Annotated in this window: 18 protein-coding genes and 1 tRNA gene; 14 read left to right on the top strand and 5 right to left on the bottom strand. The window is 69.5% G+C overall.

The genetic code is table 11. The features are described 5' to 3' along the window. Positions 1 to 8 precede the first annotated feature (8 nt). From BLT59_RS11655 to BLT59_RS11640, 4 genes are read left to right on the top strand one after another with little or no spacing between them, the layout of a single operon-like run. The gene (locus tag BLT59_RS11655) at positions 9 to 260 is read left to right on the top strand and encodes a Na(+)/H(+) antiporter subunit B (protein WP_091779626.1); all 252 of its coding nucleotides are present in this window, start codon (positions 9 to 11) and stop codon (positions 258 to 260) included. Further along, positions 257 to 1,033 (top strand): MnhB domain-containing protein, encoded by a 777-nt coding sequence (locus BLT59_RS11650; RefSeq protein ID WP_091779624.1) that lies wholly within the window; start codon positions 257 to 259, stop codon positions 1,031 to 1,033. The genes BLT59_RS11655 and BLT59_RS11650 overlap by 4 nt, the downstream gene beginning before the upstream one ends. Next, positions 1,030 to 1,437, top strand: coding sequence for a sodium:proton antiporter (locus tag BLT59_RS11645; RefSeq protein WP_091779622.1), 408 nt, complete (start codon positions 1,030 to 1,032; stop codon positions 1,435 to 1,437). The genes BLT59_RS11650 and BLT59_RS11645 overlap by 4 nt, the downstream gene beginning before the upstream one ends. Continuing rightward, positions 1,434 to 3,188 (top strand): complex I subunit 5 family protein, encoded by a 1,755-nt coding sequence (locus BLT59_RS11640; RefSeq protein WP_091779621.1) that lies wholly within the window; start codon positions 1,434 to 1,436, stop codon positions 3,186 to 3,188. The genes BLT59_RS11645 and BLT59_RS11640 overlap by 4 nt, the downstream gene beginning before the upstream one ends. A 123-nt stretch (positions 3,189 to 3,311) precedes the next feature. Here BLT59_RS11640 and BLT59_RS11635 read toward each other — a convergent pair. The 3 genes from BLT59_RS11635 to BLT59_RS11625 form a co-directional block, all read right to left on the bottom strand. Further along, positions 3,312 to 3,387 (bottom strand) — tRNA-Thr (locus tag BLT59_RS11635). A gap of 109 nt (positions 3,388 to 3,496) precedes the next feature. After that, positions 3,497 to 4,642: a 3-dehydroquinate synthase gene (gene aroB, locus BLT59_RS11630; protein WP_091779619.1), complete on the bottom strand. Its 1,146-nt coding sequence runs from the start codon at positions 4,640 to 4,642 to the stop codon at positions 3,497 to 3,499. A 19-nt stretch (positions 4,643 to 4,661) separates the two neighbouring features. Beyond that, positions 4,662 to 5,285: a shikimate kinase gene (locus BLT59_RS11625; protein WP_244513947.1), complete on the bottom strand. Its 624-nt coding sequence runs from the start codon at positions 5,283 to 5,285 to the stop codon at positions 4,662 to 4,664. Positions 5,286 to 5,528: 243 nt separating this feature from the next. Between BLT59_RS11625 and BLT59_RS11620 the strand changes: the two genes are divergently transcribed. The 3 genes from BLT59_RS11620 to BLT59_RS11610 all read left to right on the top strand — a co-directional run bounded on the left by BLT59_RS11620 (position 5,529) and on the right by BLT59_RS11610 (position 7,269). Continuing rightward, entirely contained in the window at positions 5,529 to 5,681 is a 153-nt protein-coding gene (locus tag BLT59_RS11620) for a histidine kinase (protein WP_091779617.1), read from the top strand. Continuing rightward, complete coding sequence (locus BLT59_RS11615; RefSeq protein WP_091779615.1) at positions 5,678 to 6,622, top strand: site-specific tyrosine recombinase XerD; 945 nt, start codon at positions 5,678 to 5,680, stop codon at positions 6,620 to 6,622. The genes BLT59_RS11620 and BLT59_RS11615 overlap by 4 nt, the downstream gene beginning before the upstream one ends. A 128-nt stretch (positions 6,623 to 6,750) precedes the next feature. After that, entirely contained in the window at positions 6,751 to 7,269 is a 519-nt protein-coding gene (locus BLT59_RS11610; protein ID WP_173009216.1) for a MarR family winged helix-turn-helix transcriptional regulator, read from the top strand. 67 nt (positions 7,270 to 7,336) lie between these two features. Here BLT59_RS11610 and BLT59_RS11605 read toward each other — a convergent pair whose 3' ends face one another. Both BLT59_RS11605 and BLT59_RS11600 read right to left on the bottom strand, forming a co-directional pair. Then, entirely contained in the window at positions 7,337 to 7,702 is a 366-nt protein-coding gene (locus BLT59_RS11605) for a c-type cytochrome (protein ID WP_091779613.1), read from the bottom strand. A gap of 227 nt (positions 7,703 to 7,929) precedes the next feature. Then, positions 7,930 to 8,946, bottom strand: a complete 1,017-nt coding sequence (locus BLT59_RS11600; protein ID WP_091779611.1) for an NAD-dependent epimerase — start codon at positions 8,944 to 8,946, stop codon at positions 7,930 to 7,932. Positions 8,947 to 9,102: 156 nt separating this feature from the next. Here BLT59_RS11600 and BLT59_RS11595 point away from each other — a divergent pair, with 156 nt between their 5' ends. From BLT59_RS11595 to xseA, 7 genes are all read left to right on the top strand, one after another. Then, a complete protein-coding gene (locus BLT59_RS11595; protein ID WP_091779610.1) occupies positions 9,103 to 9,342 on the top strand; it encodes a hypothetical protein in 240 nt (79 codons plus the stop codon). Between the two features lie 132 nt (positions 9,343 to 9,474). After that, positions 9,475 to 9,738: a hypothetical protein gene (locus BLT59_RS11590; RefSeq protein ID WP_091779608.1), complete on the top strand. Its 264-nt coding sequence runs from the start codon at positions 9,475 to 9,477 to the stop codon at positions 9,736 to 9,738. Positions 9,739 to 9,843: 105 nt separating this feature from the next. Then, positions 9,844 to 10,101 carry a DUF6894 family protein gene (locus tag BLT59_RS11585; protein ID WP_091779733.1) on the top strand — a complete coding sequence of 86 codons (258 nt, stop codon included), beginning with the start codon at positions 9,844 to 9,846 and terminating at the stop codon, positions 10,099 to 10,101. A gap of 67 nt (positions 10,102 to 10,168) precedes the next feature. Continuing rightward, complete coding sequence (locus BLT59_RS11580) at positions 10,169 to 10,375, top strand: ribosome modulation factor (RefSeq protein WP_091779606.1); 207 nt, start codon at positions 10,169 to 10,171, stop codon at positions 10,373 to 10,375. Further along, positions 10,375 to 11,685, top strand: a complete 1,311-nt coding sequence (locus BLT59_RS11575; protein ID WP_091779604.1) for an MFS transporter — start codon at positions 10,375 to 10,377, stop codon at positions 11,683 to 11,685. Before BLT59_RS11580 ends, BLT59_RS11575 begins: the two co-directional genes overlap by 1 nt. 170 nt (positions 11,686 to 11,855) lie before the next feature. Next, positions 11,856 to 13,328, top strand: a complete 1,473-nt coding sequence (locus BLT59_RS11570; protein ID WP_091779602.1) for an MDR family MFS transporter — start codon at positions 11,856 to 11,858, stop codon at positions 13,326 to 13,328. 80 nt (positions 13,329 to 13,408) lie between these two features. Further along, a complete protein-coding gene (gene xseA / locus BLT59_RS11565) occupies positions 13,409 to 15,091 on the top strand; it encodes an exodeoxyribonuclease VII large subunit (RefSeq protein WP_091779600.1) in 1,683 nt (560 codons plus the stop codon). Positions 15,092 to 15,169 lie beyond the last annotated feature (78 nt).

Below are 15,169 nucleotides of genomic sequence, written 5' to 3'. Positions count from 1 at the left end.
AAACTTCGATGACCGTGATCCTGCCGCTGCTGTTCCTGTTCACCGCGATCTCCGGCACCGCCGTGGTGCTCGTGCGCGATCCCGCACGACAAGTCTTCGCGATCGCGGTCAACGGGCTCGTCCTGGCCATCCTGTTCGATGGCCTTCAGGCCCCCGACGTCGCCCTGTCCGAACTGGCGGTGGGCTCGGCGGCGGTGCCGCTTCTCTTCCTGGTGGCGCTCATGGCCGTCCGAACCCAGTCGCCCGAGGAGAAGCCGTGAGCCCGCGCGTCCGCATCGCGCTGCTTGCTCTCGCGGCTCTCGTCCTGCTCCCCGGCGCAGCCGAGGTGATCGCCGGACTGCCGCCCTTCGGATCAACGATCGCCCAGTACGGCGAACGCATCAACGCGATCACCCCGGAGGCGCGGCACGTCGCCAACATGGTCAGTGCCATCAACTTCGACCTGCGCGGCCTCGATACCCTCGGCGAGGAGTTCATGCTGCTCGCCGCCATCACCGGCACCGTCGTGCTGCTGCGAGGCCGACGCGGCGAGGGCAACACAGGGCACGCCATGCGCCGGCCCGGCCGCGCCGTCATCCCCCGCTCCGAAGCCGTGATTCTCGCGTGCCGGATCGCCGGTCCGCTCACGGCCCTGTTCGGCCTGTACGTGGTTCTGCACGCCACCGTTACCCCCGGCGGCGGCTTCCAGGGCGGCGTCATCCTCGCTTCCGGTACTCTGCTGATCTACCTCGGCGAAGGCTATGCCGGCTGGCGGCAGGCTATCCACAGTCACTGGCTTGACGCTCTGGAGGGCGGCGGCGCGCTGCTTTTCGCTCTGTGCGGACTGGTGCCGATGCTCACCGGTGCTGCCTTCATGCAGAACATCCTGCCGCTCGGCATATTCCGCGACCTGTTCTCGGGAGGGCTGATGCTCGTCGAGAACCTGGGCGTCGCTCTGGCCGTGACAGGCGGGTTCACGCAGCTCTTCCTGGAATTCATGGAGGAGACCCGCGCGGCGGACGAGGCTGAGGAGCCGGGGGAGGAATCCGCGTGAGTGTTCTGCCCTATGCGGTCGCCGCGTGGCTGTTCGGGATCGGCCTCTACGGCATCGCAACCAGCCGCAACTTCATCCACCTCGTCGGCTGCCTCGGCGTCTGCCAGTCGGCGACCTACGTGCTCCTGCTCGGCCTCGGCTATCGCTGGGGCGGCATCGCGCCGATCTTCTACGATCACCCGCCGGGCACGCCCGCGGTCGATCCGGTGATGCAGGCGCTGGTGCTCACCGACATCGTCGTCGGCGCGACGCTCACGGCGCTGCTCCTCGTCCTGACGATCCAGGCTCACAAACGCGGCGGGAGCCTGGATCCGGAGAAGCTCCGGCCGATGCGCGCCGGCGGAACATCCGGGCGCGGCCAAGGGGCAAGCCGAGTGAGCGACCGGGAGCAGAGCACCTCTTGACCGCTTTCCCCGCGGCCCTCCTCCCGCTGCCGGTTGCCATTCCGCTCGTGATCTGCGCGGCGATGCTGGCAACGGCGCATCTCCTGCCGGCTCGCCTGCCCGACATCCTGGCGACGCTATCGGCGCTCACCGTCGCGGTGCTCTGCGGCGTCATCGCGGTGCGCGCCGCCGACGGACCCCTGGTCTACTGGTTCGGCGGCTGGGAGCCGCGCGACGGCCTCCATCTCGGGATCGGGTTCTCGGTGGACGAGGCCAGCGGCTGGGTCGCGGCCTTCATCGGCCTCCTCTACGCCCTGACCTTCGTGTTCGCCTGGGGCTTCTTCGACCGCACGCACGGCCACTTCCACATTCTGATGCTGCTGTTCCTGGCCGCCATGGTCGGGTTCTGCTTCACCCGCGACATGTTCAACCTGTTCGTGTGGTTCGAGGTGATGAGCGTCGCAGCTTTCGCGCTCACGGCCTACCACTTGGCGGAATCGGGCCTCGCGGGCGCCATCAATTTCACGGTGGTCAACAGCCTCGCGGGCTTCCTGATGCTCGGCGGCATCGGGCTGATCTACGCGCAGACCGGCACGCTCGATTTCGAGGGCATCGCGGCTGCTGTTGCCCGGGGAGGCCGCGATCCGGTGGTAGCCGGGGCTTTCTGTCTCGTGGCGGGGGCCTTGATGATCAAGGGCGCGATCGTGCCGTTCCAGTTCTGGCTCGCCGATGCCCACGCCGTGGCGCCGAGCCCGGTCTCGGTGATCTTCTCCGGAGCGATGGTCTCGCTCGGGCTGTTCGGCTTGGCGAAGGTGAGCGCGGTGGTCTTCGGGGCCTCTGATCAGGTCCAGCATGCCTTGCCGGCGCTCCTCATCGGCCTCGGCTGCTTCACCGCGCTGTTGGGCGGCTGGATGGCCCTCCTGCAGCGCCATCTCAAGCGCATGCTCGCCTTCTCGACCATCTCCCATGCCGGGATCATGCTCACCGGTCTCGGCGCCCTCTCAGTCGACGGGACGGGCGGGATGCTGGTCTACGTGGTGGGGCACGGGCTGGTGAAGGGCGCCCTGTTCATGGTCGCCGGCATCCTGCTCGCCACCCAGGCCAGCATCGACGAGATCGCCCTGCGCGGCCTGGGCCGGGGGATCTGGCCGGCCGGGATCGCCATGGCTCTCGCCGGGCTGCTGCTCTGTGGCTTGCCCCTCGGCTTGCTCGACCAGGGCACGCGCCTCATCCAGGGGGCGCTGGCGCAGCAGGGGCACGGGATCGCGCTGGTGGCCGGCGTCATTGGCGCCGCTCTGACCGGCGCGGCGGTGTTACGGGCGGCAGGCCGCATCTTCCTCGGGCTCGGGCCCGATCCCGGCGACGAGGCCGGGGCGCCGAGCGAGGACGAGCGGGAGAAGGCCAATCGGCCGCTCTGGCTGATGCTGGGGCCGTGCTGCGCTCTGCTCGCGCTCGATATGGGCGTGCCGGCGGGTCTGATCGAGCACGCTCTTCCGCGGGCGGCGTCGGCCTTCATGCACCGGCCGGTGGTTGATGCGGTGTCGGAGGGACCAGGCTGGCTGCCCTGGGCGTCCGTGGCCGCCGCGCTGGCTGGGGCCGGCTACGGCCTGTTGCGGAACCACCTGCCGGCGCTCCTCGTCCTGCCCGTTCGTGCGACGCAGTCGGCGCCGACGCGGGCGCTGGAAGCCCTCCACAGCGGCTTGATCGGCGATTACGCGGCGTGGCTCGCGGTCGGGGTGGCGATGATCGCGGCTGTGCTGGCCATGGCATGAGCGAGCCACGCGCCGCACGACCCTGAAAACACAGCCCCGGCGGCTCGAAACCGGCGCAGGATACCGGGCAGAGGCTCGGCCGCCACAAAGCTTCCGGGAAGAGGCTTAAGTCATCGGGGAAAGTGGTGCCGCAAGAGGGATTCGAACCCCCGACCCCCTCATTACGAATGAGGTGCTCTACCAGCTGAGCTATTGCGGCCCTGGTCCCGATAGGACCGTCAGCGAGGCGCGATATCCGGCGCCGCACGTGGCAGGCTCATAGCGGCCCGGCCCGCGTTAGGCAAGGCCGCAGCCGGACCTTGCGGACGTCAGATGCCCGGGTCCGAGGCCAACTCGTCGCGCAGGAACGCCGCCACCTCAGCCCGGTCCACGCCCGGTGCGATAAAGCTCTGCCCGATGCCACGAGCGAGGATGAAGGTCAGGGCGCCGTCGCGGACTTTCTTGTCCTGACTCATCGCGTCGACGAGCGCCTCGGCGTCGCCGCATCCGCCCGGGACGGCCTGCAGACGGGTCGGCAGGCCGGCGAGCGCGAGGTGGTTGGCGACGCGGCCGGCATCCTGGCCGGCGCAGAGCCCGAGGCGGGCCGAGAACCGGAAGGCGAGTGCCATACCGATCGCCACACCCTCTCCATGCACCAACCGGGCGGAATCGTAGCCCGTCAGACGCTCGAGGGCGTGGCCGAAGGTGTGGCCGAGATTGAGCAATGCCCGCTCTCCGTCCTCGCGTTCGTCGCGGGTGACCACCGCGGCCTTGGCGCGGCAGCAGGCGGCGACCGCCTGCTCGCGCTCCGGACCGCCGGCGAAGATCCCGCGCCAATTCGCCTCGCACCAGTCGAAGAAGCCGGGATCGGCGATCAGCCCGTATTTGGCGACCTCGGCGTAGCCGGCGCGCATCTCGCGCTCGGACAGCGTGTCGAGGGCGGCCGTGTCCGCCAGGACGAGGCGCGGCTGGTGGAAGGCGCCGATCAGGTTCTTGCCCAGGGGCGCGTTGATCCCGGTCTTGCCCCCGACCGAGGAATCGACCTGCGCGAGCAGGCTCGTCGGCACCTGCACGAAGCGCACGCCCCGGCGCAGGGTGGCGGCCGCGAAGCCGGCGAGGTCGCCGACCACGCCGCCGCCCAGCGCCACGACAAGATCGCCACGCTCGACCTTCAGGGCCAGCAGCCCATCGCAGACCTCCGCGTAGCCCGCGTAGGATTTGGAGGCCTCGCCCGGTGCCACCGTCACCACGCCCACCTGAAGTCCGGCGCGCTCCAGGCTCGTCCGCAGTCGTGCGGCGTAGAGCGCGCCCACCGTCGCGTCCGTCACGATCGCCGCCCGGCGGCCCCCGAGCGCGGCCAGGGTGGTGCCCGCCGTGTCGATCAGCCCGCGCCCGATCAGGATGTCGTAGGCGCGGCCGGCGTCGAGGGGCACGTGGACGGTCAGGAGGTCCGGATGGTGTGTCGGCTCGGTCATAGGTCGGGTCGCTCGGGTGTCACTGGGCGGCAACGGGGATGGATCCTTCCCCGCTGAGATGCGCGTCCAGGGCCTCCAGCACGTCCTGAACGACCCGGTCGTGCGAGACCTCCCGGGAGATGACCATCACGTCGGCTGCGGCATAGACCGGATGGCGCACGGCCATCAGGTCCCGCATCGTCGCCTCGGGATCCTCAGTCTGGAGCAGCGGGCGGTTGCCGCGCTTGCGCACGCGCCGCATCAGCACATCCAGATCGGCCTTCAGCCAGACCGAGACCGCCGACTCTGCGATGCGGGCGCGGGTCGACTCGCGGAGATAGGCGCCGCCGCCTGTCGCCAGGACCAGGGGGCCGGCTCGGAGCAGCCGCGAGATCACCCGCTCCTCGCCGTCGCGGAAGCTCGGCTCGCCGTAGATCGCGAAGATGTCGGGGATCGTCAGGCCGGCTGCCGCCTCGATCTCGATATCGGCATCCTTGAAGATCAGCCCGAGGCGGCTTGCCAGGCGTCGGCCGACGGTGCTCTTGCCCGCGCCCATGAGGCCGACGAGCACGATCGAGCGCAGACCGAGCGCGCGGCGCAGACGCGCCTCGACCGGTTCACCCGCCTCCTCGCCGCTCATGGCCTCCTGCATCGACTCCTGCATCGCATCCGTGTGGCGTCCCCGCCTCCTCACCGGCGCCCGAGCGTCCGTCGCCAGGCAGCCTCACATCCTGCGGCAGGCTCTTAGCGCGATTCAAGCGCCCTGCGAAACGCATCGCTGTGTCGTTGTGGGCCTTGTCAGCGCCGCGATCACGTGGTCGAACCCGGGCACCGGCGGCGGCTCGGAGAAAGCCTTCGCCCGCCCCCTTCCCGCCGCCAGCGCCCGTCTGCCCGAGGTTCGACCGACGTGCCGACCCTGTTCCGTTTCTTTGCCACCCTCGCGATCCTGGCGGGTTTGGTCTTTGCGGCGATGTTCGCGCTCGCGAACTTCGTCCAGCCGACGCCGCGGGAGATCAGCGTGACCATCCCGGCCTCAAAGCTCCAGCCGGGCAACCGTTGAGGGAGTCGCAGGGCAGCGGCGAAGCCGCCCCGGCGCCCTGCCCCGAGGTCGCCGAGTACCTCGACATGCTGGCCGCGGAGCGGGGCGCCGGCCTCAACACCCTGTCCGCCTACCGGCGCGATCTTGAGGATTACCTCGACTACCTCGCCCGCTCGGGAACCGCGCTCCGCAACGTGGACGCCGGCACGCTCCGGGCCTTTCTGATCGACCTCGAAGCGCGCGGCCTCAAGGCGTCCTCGGCGGCGCGGCGCCTGTCATGCGTCCGCGGTTTCCACAAGTTCCTCTACGCCGAGGGCGGTGCCGAGAGCGATCCCAGCGTCGCGGTCTCCGGTCCACGCCGGGGCCGGGTTCTGCCCAAGGTGCTGTCCATTGCGGAGGTCGACCGGCTGCTCGCGACCGCGCAGGCCGCCGCTGTCGCCGATCAGGCGCCGGGACCGGCCTGCCGTGCGCGCCGTATGGTCTGCTTGCTCGAATTACTCTACGCCACGGGCCTGCGTGTCTCCGAGCTGGTCGCCCTACCGCGCGCGGCCGGCGCGAGCCGCGAGCGCTACCTCATCGTCAAGGGCAAGGGCGGCCGCGAGCGCCTCGTCCCCCTGACCGAGGCAGCCCGCGTAGCCATGGCGGCACATCTTCCTGCGGTGCCGGAGGAGTCAGCCTGGCTGTTTCCCGCCGACAGCGACAGCGGATATCTCACCCGCCAAGCCTTCGCCCGCGACCTCAAGGCCCTGGCCTCCGCGGCAGGTCTGCATGCGGACCGCGTGAGCCCGCACGTGCTCCGCCACGCCTTCGCCAGTCACCTCCTGCAGAACGGGGCCGATCTGCGCGTCGTCCAAGAGCTGCTCGGCCATGCCGACATCTCGACGACGCAGATCTACACGCACGTGCTTGATGAACGCCTGAAGGCGATGGTCCGGGATCTGCATCCATTGATGGATGGCTGAGGTTCACCGCGCAAAACGCGTGGCAATCCCGGCCGCGCGCCCCAATTGTATACGTATAGCGAACTGCCTAAGAGTGGCCCATCGCCGTACCGGTATGCGAGCCCGTCTTTACCAGAGAGAGTTTTCCTATGTCCGGCCCAACGGCTTCGCAGATCGGCGCTGAGCCGGATCGGGCGGGGCATTCGCCTGCCGACCAGCTTTCGCAGCAGGAGCGGCAGCGCCTCGACAATCAGCTGTGCTTCGCGGTTTATGCCGCCGCGCACGCGTTCGGACGCGCCTACCGTAATCTTCTCGGGCGCCACGAACTGACCTACCCGCAATATCTGGTCCTGTTGGTGCTGTGGGAGCAGGACGGTTTGTCCGTCAAGGAGATCGGGAACCGGCTGTTCCTGGATTCGGGGACGCTGACGCCGCTTCTGAAGCGCCTCGAAGCCTCGGGGCGGGTCCGTCGCGCGCGGGACCGGGTCGACGAGCGCCAGGTCAGCATCTTTCTCACCCCGGCCGGCGAGGCCTTGCGCGGCGAACTGGCCTGCATTCCCGACGAGGCAGGAGGGCTGACCGGCCTCGATGTGCAGGGCCGTAAGGACCTGCTTCATGATCTCGTCACCCTCAGGCTCGGCCTTCAGGCAGGACTTATTCCCGAATAGGGCCTTCCCACAGGGCCGGGAGCGGCTCGGTTGCCGCTCCCAGTTTCGGCGTTAACGCGTCGATGCCTCAGGACTGCGTCTTGAGATAGGCGATGACGTCGTTGATCTTCTTGTCGTCGGGATAGCCCTGGAAGATCATCTTGGTGCCCGGGACCTTCGCCTTCGGGTTCTTCAGCCACTCGTGCAGGTTGGCCTCGTCCCAGGTAATGCCGGAATTCTTCAGGGCGGCGGAGTAGTTGTAGCCCTCGTAGGTGCCCGCCTTGCGGCCGACGACGCCCTTCAGGTCGGGACCCACGCCGTTCTTCTGGAAATTGTGGCACGCCTTGCAGGGGGCGAACGCCTTCTCGCCGGCGGCCGCGTCTCCGGCCTCCTGGGCCTGTGCCGCGAGCGGCATGGCGACGGCAAGGACGGCGCCGAAAACGAGTGAACGCATGGATTTCCTCCTGTTGGCCGCCCTCGCGGCAGCGATGCGGGCAGAGCTTTCCTGCCTGGAATAGCTCTAAATGAATCTGCCCGCCCGGTGCAACGGCCTAGTCTGGCAAAGCCGCTACCGGTGTGCAGGTCAGCGACGTTCCTCGGTCGCCGCTTCCCTCAACACGGTGCGGCCGAATTGGCTCCCCGGACCGTCGGCGGTCCCTCGGAGCCCTCGCCGGGTATGCCTCAAACGTCGTGATAGCTTCGATACCAATCGACGAACCGGTTGATCCCCATCTCCAGCGGCGTTGCGGGCCGGAAGCCGGAATCGCGCACGAGATCGTCGATGTCGGCGTAGGTTGCCGGAACGTCGCCGGGCTGCATCGGCAGCAGAATTTTCTCCGCCTTGCGGCCCAGCGCTGCCTCGAGGAGCGCGATCATATCCAAAAGCGCCACCGGCTCGTTATTGCCGATATTGTAGATGCGGTAAGGGGCGGCGCTGGTCCCAGGATCTGGGGCGGCGCCGCTCCAGGCGGGGTTCGGCGCAGCCGGATGCTCCGCCAGCGCCAGGATCCCCGCGACGATGTCGTCGATGTAGGTGAAGTCCCGCAGCATCTGCCCGTCGTTGAACACGCGGATCGGTTCACCTGCCAGGATGGCGCGGGTGAACAGATACAGGGCCATGTCGGGCCGTCCCCAGGGGCCGTAGACGGTGAAGAAGCGCAGGCCCGTAGTCGGAAGGCCGTAGAGGTGGCTGTAACTGTGCGCCATCAGCTCGTTCGCCTTCTTGGTCGCGGCGTAGAGGCTGAGCGGATGGTCGACGTTCTGATGCACCGAGAACGGCATGGCGGTGATGCCGCCGTAGACGGAACTCGAAGAGGCGTAGAGCAGGTGCTCCACGCCGCCATGGCGGCAGGCTTCCAGGATGTTCAGGAAGCCCACGAGGTTGCTCGCCGCGTAGGCATGGGGATCGGTGAGTGAATGGCGCACGCCGGCTTGGGCCGCGAGGTGGACCACCGTCCGGAAGCGATGCTGGCGGAACAGAGCGTCGAGCCCGTCCCGATCCGCGAGGTCGAGACGCTGGAAGCTGTGGCCCGCGAAGTCCGCGAGGCGGCGAAGCCGCGCCTCCTTGAGCCGCACGTCATAATACGCGTTGACGCTGTCGAGGCCGACGACCTGACGGCCGGTCTCGAGGAGGCGCAGGGCAAGCTGGTTCCCGATGAAGCCGGCGACGCCGGTGACCAGAACTGGAGGCTGGGACATGCGCGGTCCGTCGGGCGGATCGGCCCGCCGACGGCCAGCTGTAGCATGGGGCCGGAACGCCACCAATCGCATGCGCGAGGCGGTCGCGATGAAGGGCCGGATCCGGCCCACACGGCTTGTCGCCCGGTTGCGACGCCCTCTAGACTCGCGCCTGCCGTGCAGCCCAAGCCTGCACCGCTTCCGGAGAGCCTGACGCGATTGCTCGCCACGCCGGAGCGGCGCTCAGCCGGAGCGCAGAAGGCGCCTCCGCCGAGAGACGGCGCGCTGCGACCGCCGGATCGGTGCTCGGCGCACGCGGCGCTCGAGACAGCAATCCTCCGCGCCTTCGTGTTCGGCCTGTCGGCACTCCTCCGGATCGTCGTGCTGGTGCTGTCCGTCCGGCACGTCATGCGCTGAGCCCGAACGTTTCACCAGGGGCTGTGGATATCGGTGGTTCGCCTGTTCGTCGGCTTCTTCAACTAGTACGTGAACCGCCAAGTTCGCTATTGAAGCGACCGAGACGGGGCGGCTCGGCGGCAAGGATTGACGATGTCTCTGACGGGGCGTTTCTGGTTCCGGAAGACCTGGACGGGCCGGCTGGTGTTGCTGGTCGAGGAGGAGCGCCCCCGCTGGTTCCGCCGCGGATCTGGCAAGCCACGCTGGCGCAACGCCAAGCTCCTCGACTTCGCGGAGCCAGAGTTGCGGCCGCTCATGGCGATGGAGAAGCAGCACCGTGCGGGCGGCGTCACCGGGCAGCTGCGTACCCTCCGCCCCGTGCCATCCGCGCCGGAGGCGCGGTCGGCGCACGGTTGAAGGGCGCAAGCGGCTCCGCGCGTCGCCATCCTGGTCCTGTGACCGGCGATCACCACCTGTACGGATCGCTCCACCCCGGAGCGGCCCCTTGAACCGGTGATGGCCATGCCACGCTACTTCTTCCACACGCAGATCGGTGAGGATGTCATCTCCGACCCGACCGGGATCGAGTTGCGCGATCCGGACGCAGCCTGGGAGGCGGCCCGGGATACCATCCGCGCCGCCCTGCACGACCCACAGGATCAGGCCCGGCTGATGACCGCATGCCTTGTGGTCACGGACGAGGCTGCCGAGGTCGTGCTCGAATTCCCGTTCAGCGAGGCCGTCGTGCTGCCGCCGTTGGATGATCCGACGCGTCACTGAGTTCAGCGACGCGCGCGATCCGCGCCCTACATCGCGGCGCAGCCCATCGACGAGGAGCTGCGCCCGAATGGATTCGCCCCCCAACGATCTCGATGCCCACGCGCTCGGCCGAGCCGCGCCCGCCAAGGGGCTGGCCCGAGAAGCCTGTCCCTATGCGGAGGGCACGCAGGCACACGCGCTCTGGCTGTCCGGATACGAGGAAGCCCTTGCGAACGGCGCAGAACCCGTGACCGGCGGTCTCGCCAAGCACCCGGTCGACGGGTCGGACCGCTGATGGACGCCCGGACCGCGCCGCATCCCGGCGCGCATCATCCGGCCCTGGATCGCAAATCCGTCGGGGCGGTCGTCCTGGGCAACGCCCTCGAATTCTACGATTTCACGGTCTACGCCTTCTTCGCCAAGCCGATCGGCGAGGCCTTCTTCCCGGCGAACGACCCGACCCACAGCCTTCTGGCTTCGCTGGCGCTGTTCGGCATCGGCTACGTCATGCGGCCCATCGGCGGCGTGCTCATCGGCGCCTTCGCGGATCGCGCGGGACGCAAGCCCGCGATGCTGATCACCATCGCGCTGATGGCGGTCGGGATGCTGATGCTGGCCGCCTGCCCGTCCTACGCCATGATCGGCGGCTGGGCGCAGGTGATCGTCATCGCCGGGCGTCTGGTCCAAGGTCTCGCCCTCGGCGGCGAGGTCGGGCCGTCCACGGCCTTCCTGCTGGAAGCCGCTCCGCCGGACCGGCGCGGCTTTGTGACCAGCTGGCAGATTGCCAGCCAGGGTTGCGCCGCCCTGTTTGCCGGGATCGTCGCGACCGCCTTGGCGCTCGTGGTCGGCGACCAGGCCATGGCGCGGTGGGGATGGCGGCTGATGTTCGCCCTCGGCCTCTGCGTCGTGCCGATTGGGCTCGTCATCCGGAGCCACCTGCCGGAGACGGCCGGCGCTTTGGAGGATCCGGACGCGGCGGCCTCGACCCTGGCGGTGATCGGCCGACTCCTGCGCGAGCACGGCCGATTGCTGGGTCTGACCTTCCTGGTCATCGCAGCCTCGACGGTCTCGAACGCGGTCGGGACCAACATGCCGGTCTTTGCCGGCGCGACCCTTGGCCTGAGCGAGACGGCGGCCACGGCCGTGCCGATTGCCCTCGGGCTCGCCTCGGTGATCTTCCCACTGCTCGGCGGCTGGCTGGCCGACCGGTTCGGGCGGCGACCCGTGATGATATGGCCACGGGCGATGATCCTGATCCTGGCGGTTCCAGCCTTCGCCTGGGTGGTGCAGGCGCCGAGCGCTGCCAGCGTCTACGCGGTCACCTTCCTGCTCTCGGCCCTGTCGTCCATCAACGCCGCGGCGGTGATCGTCGGAATCCCTGAGGCGCTCCCGCGGGCGGTGCGCAGCGCCGGGTTGTCGATCGTCTACGCGGTCTCGGTCTCGGTGTTCGGTGGCAGCACCAACTACGTCGTGAATTGGCTGATCGCCGCGACCGGCGACCGGCTCGCGCCGGCTTATTATCTCGCGGCCTTCAGCCTGGTCGGCACCATCGCCGCCTTCCTGCTGCCCGAGACCCGCGAGCGCGATCTCGACGCTGAGGGTTGAGCCGGCCCGGTCCAGCGCATGCGTTCGGAGCATCGCGGCGGCGCATCCATGCACCCGCCGCGGAGCAGGAACGGGGCACATGTGCGCTCGCGCACGGCTCTCGCCGTGATCGGGACGGTTGCACGTTCTCAACACTAGGTCGGTGCGCATGCCCGGCCTAGACGGGTGGCATGCCAACGCCCCCAGAGACGCGTCGCCCGCTGGTCCTCGCCGCGGTGATGGCGGCGATGTTCATGATCGCCATTGAGGCGACGATCGTCTCGACGGCGATGCCGCAGATCGCCGGGCAACTCGGCGACCTTCACCTCTATGCCTGGGTGTTCGCCTCCTTCCTGCTGACCCAGACGGCCACCACGGTGGTGTTCGGCAAGCTGTCCGACCTGTATGGGCGTCGACCGGTCCTGCTCTTCGGGATCGTGGTGTTCCTGGCGGGATCGCTCCTGTGCGGGCTCGCGTGGTCGATGCCCTCGCTGATCCTGTTCCGTCTCGTGCAAGGCATCGGCGCCGGGGCGATCCAGCCTGTGAGCCTGACCGTCGTCGGCGATCTGTATTCGGCGCGGGAGCGCGGCCGGATCCAAGGTTATCTCGCGAGCGTCTGGGGCATCTCCTCGGTCGCCGGCCCGCTGGTCGGCGGGCTGATCATCGGCCATCTGAGCTGGCCCTGGATCTTCTGGATCAATCTGCCGATCGGCGTGATCGCGGCCGGCCTGTTCCTGCGCTTCCTCCACGAGGGCGTCGAGCGCCGTCCCCGGCAGATCGACGCGATCGGTGCGGCCCTGTTCACCGCGGCCATCGCGGCGCTGATGATGGCGCTGACCGAGGCGGGTGAGTCGTTCGAAGCGGCCCTGTGGCCGGCGCTGGCCTTCGTGGTCGCCGCGCTCCTGTTCGTCGTCCAGGAGCGGCGCGCCCCGGACCCGATGCTCGACATCCGGTTGTGGATGCAGCGTCCCATCGCAACGGCCAACACCGCGACGCTGCTCTCCGGCATGACGGTGATCGGGCTCACGGCCTTCCTGCCGATGTATGTCCAGGGCGTGCTGCGGCAATCTCCTCTGATCGCCGGCCTGACGCTGACCCTGATGGTGCTCGGCTGGCCGATCGGCGCCACGACGGCTGCGCGCAGCTTCGTGCGGTTCGGTCTGCGCCCGATCCTGCTGGTCGGCGCAACGCTTCTGCCGCTCGGGGCGGTCGCCTTCGTGGTGCTCGGGTCGGACACCTCCCCGGTCGTGGCGGCCTGCGGTTCGGTCGTCATGGGGCTCGGCATGGGCTTTCTGTCCACCGCCGCCATCGTGATCATCCAGGACAGCGTCGCCTGGGCACAGCGCGGCGCGGCGACGGCCTCCAACATCTTCTCGCGCAATCTCGGCTCGACCCTCGGCGCCACAGTCCTCGGGGCCGTGCTGAATTACCGGCTCGCCAACCCGTCGAGCGGCCCGGCGGTGAATTCCGACCAGCTCCGCCGCCTGCTGGATGATCCGGACAGCCTCGGCACCGGCGGCGAGGCGATCCGGGCCGGCCTGCAGCACGCGCTGCACGGCACCTTCTGGACGGTCTTCGCCGTGGCGGTGCTGACCCTGCTCCTCTCGCTCCTGGTTCCACGGGTGGCGATCTCGGATCGTCCGCGCGAACTCGCCGTGGAGTAGGCCGCGCCGGCGCCGGTCAAGCGTCGTCATCTCCACAGCGGCCCTTTGACTGTCCCGCCGGAGCCCCCTAGCGTCCGGCGATGCCCCTCGTGCCGCCCCCGCGCCCCGCATCCCAGCCCGCGGCGGATATCCCGCCGACCAGCGTGCTCAATGCCAACCAGCCCGAATGGTCGGTGGGCGAGCTGGCCGGCGCCCTGAAGCGCACCCTTGAGGACGCCTTCGGGCATGTGCGCCTGCGCGGCGAGATCTCAGGTTATCGCGGACAGCACGGTTCGGGTCATGCCTATTTCTCCCTAAAGGACGGGCAGGCGCGCATCGATGCGGTGATCTGGAAGGGCGTGTTCGGACGCCTGCGCCAGAAGCCCCAAGAGGGCTTGGAGGTCGTCGCCACCGGCCGCATCACCACCTTCGCGGGAAAATCATCTTACCAGATCGTCGTGGAAAGCCTGGAACCGGCGGGCCTCGGCGCCTGGATGGCGCTGCTGGAGGAGCGCAAGAAGCAGCTCGCCGCCGAGGGGCTCTTCGCTCCCGAGCACAAGCGGGCGATCCCCTACCTGCCGCGGGTCGTCGGCGTCGTCACCTCGCCGACCGGCGCTGTGATCCGCGACATTCTCCACCGACTGGAGGATCGGTTCCCGCGGCCCGTCCTGGTCTGGCCGGTGCGGGTCCAGGGCGACGGGGCGGCCGAGGAGGTCGCGGCCGCGATCCGCGGTTTCAACGCGCTCCGGGCCGGAGGCCCGATTCCGCGTCCGGATGTGCTGATCGTCGCCCGCGGCGGCGGCTCGATCGAGGATCTCTGGGCCTTCAACGAGGAATGTGTCGTCCGCGCCGCCTTCGAGAGCACGATCCCGCTGATCTCGGCGGTCGGACACGAGACCGACACCACGCTGATCGACTACGTCTCCGACCGGCGCGCGCCGACTCCAACGGGTGCTGCCGAGATGGCGGTGCCGGTCCGCGCCGATCTGATCGCGACCGTGGCGGATCTGTCTGCCCGCGGCAGAGGGGCGGTCGGGCGCCGGATCGACCGCGACCGGTCGGACCTGCGCGCCCTCGGCCGCGCCCTGCCGAGCGCCGACGCCCTGCTGGCGGCCAAGCGCCAGCGGCTCGATCTCGCCGAGGCGCGTCTCGCCCCGGCCCTGGCAGCGGGCGCCAGTCGCCACCGCGCGCGGCTTCAGCTGCTCCTCGACCGGATGGCGCGGCGCTCGCCCGACGTGGCGCTCGCCAATGCACGCGCACGGCTGGCGCGGATCGACCACCGACCGCTCCACGCCCTGCGCAACGACGTCCAGCGCAAGGGCGAGGCGCTGGTCCAGCTCGGGCGCCGCCTCGTCGTCGCGCGGGATGCCAGCCTGGAGCGGGCCCGGGCCCTGCAGGCGCGCCGTACCGACCGTCTGCTCGCTCTCTCGGAGCGCCTCGCCCAGGCGGGCGGGCGCAGCATCGAGCGGCGCCGCGACCGGCTGGACGGGCTGGCCGGCCTGCTTGGCTCGCTGAGCTACCGCGCCGTGCTGGAGCGCGGCTACGTGCTGGTGCGCGATGCCGCCGGGCTGCCTGTCCGCCGCTCCGCGGATGCGGTGACCGCAACCCGCCTCAGCCTGCAATTCGCCGACGGGACCATGTCGGCCGTGCCCGATGGGACGTCCGATCCGTCGCTCCCAGTCAAGCCCGGGCAGCGCGGGAAAGCACTGGCCTCATCGACCTCCGGCAAGCGCGCCCCCCCGCACGCCGCGCCGACGCGGCAGGGATCGCTTTTCGACGCCTGAGGCGGCCGCCACCAGGCGGCGAGACGCTTCGGCCGTCCGCATAAGCAAGGCGGTCCCGGCACAACGAAGCTGACGTCA

The organism is Methylobacterium sp. UNC378MF (assembly GCF_900103195.1).
Taxonomy (GTDB): domain Bacteria; phylum Pseudomonadota; class Alphaproteobacteria; order Rhizobiales; family Beijerinckiaceae; genus Methylobacterium.
The sequence above is the reverse complement of the archived record's forward strand: the minus strand, read 5'-3'. Positions and strand labels throughout refer to the sequence as shown.

What these genes read in the sequence shown, in the direction of transcription:
- BLT59_RS11590 (WP_091779608.1), top strand. Translation starts at nt 9,475, where the DNA reads ATGTCTCTGACGGGGCGTTTCTGGTTCCGGAAGACCTGGACGGGCCGG.
- xseA (WP_091779600.1), top strand. Translation starts at nt 13,409, where the DNA reads ATGCCCCTCGTGCCGCCCCCGCGCCCCGCATCCCAGCCCGCGGCGGAT.
- BLT59_RS11580 (WP_091779606.1), top strand. Translation starts at nt 10,169, where the DNA reads ATGGATTCGCCCCCCAACGATCTCGATGCCCACGCGCTCGGCCGAGCC.
- BLT59_RS11655 (WP_091779626.1), top strand. Translation starts at nt 9, where the DNA reads ATGACCGTGATCCTGCCGCTGCTGTTCCTGTTCACCGCGATCTCCGGC.
- BLT59_RS11625 (WP_244513947.1), bottom strand. Translation starts at nt 5,285, where the DNA reads ATGCAGGAGTCGATGCAGGAGGCCATGAGCGGCGAGGAGGCGGGTGAA.
- aroB (WP_091779619.1), bottom strand. Translation starts at nt 4,642, where the DNA reads ATGACCGAGCCGACACACCATCCGGACCTCCTGACCGTCCACGTGCCC.
- BLT59_RS11605 (WP_091779613.1), bottom strand. Translation starts at nt 7,702, where the DNA reads ATGCGTTCACTCGTTTTCGGCGCCGTCCTTGCCGTCGCCATGCCGCTC.
- BLT59_RS11585 (WP_091779733.1), top strand. Translation starts at nt 9,844, where the DNA reads ATGCCACGCTACTTCTTCCACACGCAGATCGGTGAGGATGTCATCTCC.
- BLT59_RS11575 (WP_091779604.1), top strand. Translation starts at nt 10,375, where the DNA reads ATGGACGCCCGGACCGCGCCGCATCCCGGCGCGCATCATCCGGCCCTG.
- BLT59_RS11600 (WP_091779611.1), bottom strand. Translation starts at nt 8,946, where the DNA reads ATGTCCCAGCCTCCAGTTCTGGTCACCGGCGTCGCCGGCTTCATCGGG.
- BLT59_RS11570 (WP_091779602.1), top strand. Translation starts at nt 11,856, where the DNA reads ATGCCAACGCCCCCAGAGACGCGTCGCCCGCTGGTCCTCGCCGCGGTG.
- BLT59_RS11610 (WP_173009216.1), top strand. Translation starts at nt 6,751, where the DNA reads ATGTCCGGCCCAACGGCTTCGCAGATCGGCGCTGAGCCGGATCGGGCG.